At 60.7% G+C, this 3,781-nt stretch carries 4 protein-coding genes; all 4 read right to left on the reverse strand.

Annotation, left to right across the window (positions count from 1 at the left end; translation table 11 throughout):
- Window positions 1-200: GTP-binding protein (locus EN943_RS35755; RefSeq protein ID WP_023827710.1), on the reverse strand; the 200-nt coding region annotated here is incomplete at its 3' end.
- A gap of 99 nt (window positions 201-299) precedes the next feature.
- Window positions 300-2,390 (reverse strand): elongation factor G, encoded by a 2,091-nt coding sequence (gene fusA, locus EN943_RS35760; RefSeq protein WP_023762913.1) that lies wholly within the window; start codon window positions 2,388-2,390, stop codon window positions 300-302.
- 29 nt (window positions 2,391-2,419) lie between these two features.
- Window positions 2,420-2,890, reverse strand: a complete 471-nt coding sequence (gene rpsG, locus EN943_RS35765; RefSeq protein ID WP_008875664.1) for a 30S ribosomal protein S7 — start codon at window positions 2,888-2,890, stop codon at window positions 2,420-2,422.
- Between the two features lie 60 nt (window positions 2,891-2,950).
- Complete coding sequence (gene rpsL, locus EN943_RS35770) at window positions 2,951-3,322, reverse strand: 30S ribosomal protein S12 (protein ID WP_006333356.1); 372 nt, start codon at window positions 3,320-3,322, stop codon at window positions 2,951-2,953.
- Window positions 3,323-3,781 lie beyond the last annotated feature (459 nt).

Below are 3,781 nucleotides of genomic sequence, written 5' to 3' on the forward strand. Positions count from 1 at the left end.
GTCTCGTATTCCACGTGCGCCGTCGAGATCGTGATGCCGCGCGCCTTTTCTTCAGGGGCAGCGTCGATCTGGTCGTAGCGCTTGTATTCGCCAAAATACTTGGTGATCGCCGCCGTCAGCGACGTCTTGCCATGGTCGACGTGGCCAATCGTGCCGATGTTCACGTGAGGCTTGTTACGCTCGAATTTACCTTTGGCCATAATCGTTCTCCGTCTATTCTACCCGCTTGGGGGAAATTGTTATTCGCTCTTCAGATCCGGCACCGCGCAAGGGACGCGACGTCGGTGGCTAAGGAACCCTTACGCGTATTTCTTCTGGACTTCCTGGGCCACTGCGGTCGGAACCGGCTCGTAGTGATCGAACTGCATCGTGTAGGCCGCACGGCCCTGGCTCATCGAGCGCAGGTTGTCGACATACTTGAACATGTTGGCGAGCGGCACCATCGCGTTGATGACAACGGCAACGCCGCGCGCTTCCTGACCCTGGATCTGGCCACGACGACCGTTCAGATCGCCGATGACGCTGCCGACGTAGTCTTCCGGCGTCACAACTTCGACCTTCATGATCGGCTCGAGCAGCTGCACGCCAAGCTTCGGTGCGGCTTCACGGAAGCACGCGCGGCCGGCGATTTCGAAGGCCAGGACGCTGGAGTCGACATCGTGGTAAGCGCCGTCGATCAGCGTCGCCTTGACGCCGATCATCGGGAAGCCCGCGAACGGACCCGAGGTCATGACGCTGTTGATGCCCTTTTCGACACCCGGGATGTATTCCTTCGGCACGGCGCCGCCGACGATCTTGGTCTCGAACTCGAACTCGCTGCTGTCCGGGTTCGGCTCGAAGACGATCTTGACGCGAGCGAACTGACCGGTACCGCCGGTCTGCTTCTTGTGCGTGTAGTCCTGTTCGTGCCTGCGGGTGATCGTCTCGCGATAAGCCACCTGCGGTGCGCCGACATTGGCCTCGACCTTGAACTCGCGACGCATGCGGTCGACGATGATGTCGAGGTGAAGTTCGCCCATGCCGGAAATGATGGTCTGGCCGCTTTCCTCGTCGGTCTTGACGCGGAAGGACGGATCCTCGGCGGCCAGGCGGTGAAGGGCGAGGCCCATCTTTTCCTGGTCGTTCTTGGTCTTCGGCTCGATGGCGATCTGGATGACCGGATCGGGGAATTCCATGCGCTCGAGAATGACCGGATGCAGCGGATCGCTCAGCGTGTCGCCGGTGGTGGTGTCCTTGAGACCGGCAAGAGCAACGATGTCGCCGGCAAAAGCCTCTTCGACGTCGGCGCGCGAGTTCGCATGCATCTGCAGCATGCGGCCGATGCGCTCTTTCTTGCCCTTCACGGTGTTGTCGACCGAGATGCCCTTGGTGAGCTTGCCCGAATAGATGCGGGCAAAGGTCAGCGAACCGACGAACGGGTCGTTCATGATCTTGAAGGCGAGCATCGACAGCGGCTCGTTGTCATCGGCATGACGCTCGATCTCGGCGTCGGTCTTGGCATCGACGCCCTTGATGGCGGGAACATCGGCCGGCGACGGCAGATATTCGACGACGGCGTCGAGCAGCGGCTGCACGCCCTTGTTCTTGAAAGCCGAGCCACAGAACATCGGGTAGAACTTGACCGCGATGGTGCCCTTGCGGATCAGCGCGCGGATCTCGTCATTCGACGGCATCTTGCCTTCGAGGTAATTCTCAAGCGCCGTCTCGTCCATTTCGACGGCGGCCTCGATCATCTTCTCGCGGTATTCTTCGGCACGAGCCTTGAGGTCGTCCGGGATCTCGACGACATCCCAGGCAGCGCCCAGCGTCTCGTCGCGCCAGACCAGCGCGTTCATCTCGACGAGGTCGACGACGCCCTTGAACTCGGTCTCGGCGCCGATCGGCAGCTGCATGACGACGGCATGCGCGCCGAGGCGCGAACCGATCATCTCGACCGAGCGGTAGAAGTCGGCGCCGATCTTGTCCATCTTGTTGCAGAAGATCATGCGCGGAACGCGGTACTTGTCGGCCTGGCGCCAGACAGTCTCGGTCTGCGGCTCAACGCCGGCATTGGCATCGAGCAGCGCGATGGCGCCGTCGAGCACGCGCAGCGAACGCTCGACTTCGATGGTGAAGTCGACGTGGCCGGGGGTGTCGATGATGTTGAAGCGGTGCATCTTGCCATCACGAGCCTTCCAGAAGGTCGTGGTCGCGGCGGACGTGATCGTGATGCCGCGCTCCTGCTCCTGCTCCATCCAATCCATGGTGGCAGCGCCGTCGTGGACTTCGCCGATCTTGTGCGACTTGCCCGTGTAGTAGAGGACGCGCTCGGTGGTCGTCGTCTTGCCGGCGTCAATATGCGCCATGATACCGAAATTGCGGTAGTCTTCGATTTTGTATTCGCGGGCCATCGTAGCTGCCTCTCAGTCTCGTTCGCGCTTTACCAGCGGTAGTGCGCGAAAGCGCGGTTGGCTTCAGCCATCTTGTGGGTGTCTTCACGCTTCTTGACTGCCGTGCCGCGGTTGTTGGCCGCGTCCATCAGCTCGCCGGAGAGGCGGTCGACCATCGTGGTCTCGTTGCGGTTGCGGGCCGCAGCAATCAGCCAGCGAATGGCCAATGCCTGGCGGCGCTCGGGGCGCACGTCGACCGGAACCTGGTAGGTGGCGCCGCCGACACGACGCGAACGCACTTCCACATGCGGCGCGACATTGTCGAGCGCCTGATGGAAGACGGTGACCGGCTCCTGCTTGGTCTTCGACTGAACCTGGTCGAGCGCGCCGTAGACGATGGTTTCGGCGACCGACTTCTTACCGTCATACATGACGGCGTTCATGAACTTGGTGACGATCAGATCGCCGAACTTCGGGTCCGGATTGATCTCACGCTTTTCTGCACTGTGACGACGCGACATGGCTTTTGTCTCTCAATCTCATAGCCCGACGCACTCAAGGAGCGCCAAGGCCGGAAAATCTTACTTCGGACGCTTGGCGCCGTACTTCGAACGGCGCTGCTTGCGGTTCTTCACACCCTGCGTGTCGAGCACGCCGCGGATGATGTGGTAGCGAACGCCCGGAAGATCCTTGACGCGGCCGCCGCGGATCATCACCACGGAGTGTTCCTGAAGGTTGTGGCCTTCGCCGGGGATGTACCCGATCACTTCAAAACCATTGGTCAGGCGGATCTTGGCCACCTTGCGCAGCGCCGAGTTCGGCTTCTTCGGCGTCGTTGTATAGACGCGCGTGCAGACGCCCCGCTTCTGCGGGTTCTGCTGCATGGCCGGGACCTTGTTGCGCTTCACCGGCGCAATGCGCGGCTTGCGGATCAGCTGGTTGACGGTAGGCATTAAACCCTCTTGTCTCTCAATTCCGTGTCTCGCCCGGTCAGGGCCGCTCAAAGCGTCATTTCCATACGCAAATTCGGGCCATAAACCGCGCCTCGCGGTCTTGCCCGAACAAAAGGCAGAGGAAGCGGAAGCCGCTTCGTGCACGCCGGAAATGTCTTTTCGCTCGTAAAACGAACCCTGTTTGAGGCAAACTCCAAAGCGTGTCGCTTCGGAAGGGAGAGCCTCACATCGGTTCTGACTGGGCGGCTTCTACTCGTAAGACCGCGGACCGTCAAGCCCGGAGCACCAAATATTGCGCGCCGACCAAGGCTTGGCAGCCATGCGAAAACCGCATGTAATTTTCTTTCGCATTTTTGCAAGACCGAGGAAGAAAGTGACAAGCCTTCAGGCAAAGTGAGTGGGTTTGCGCTGTTGCGCGGCCTTGCTTCATGCGAAAAGGCCGCATGAGCAGTCAAAACC

It is taken from the genome of Mesorhizobium sp. M7A.F.Ca.US.006.01.1.1, from assembly GCF_003997935.1.
Taxonomy (GTDB): domain Bacteria; phylum Pseudomonadota; class Alphaproteobacteria; order Rhizobiales; family Rhizobiaceae; genus Mesorhizobium.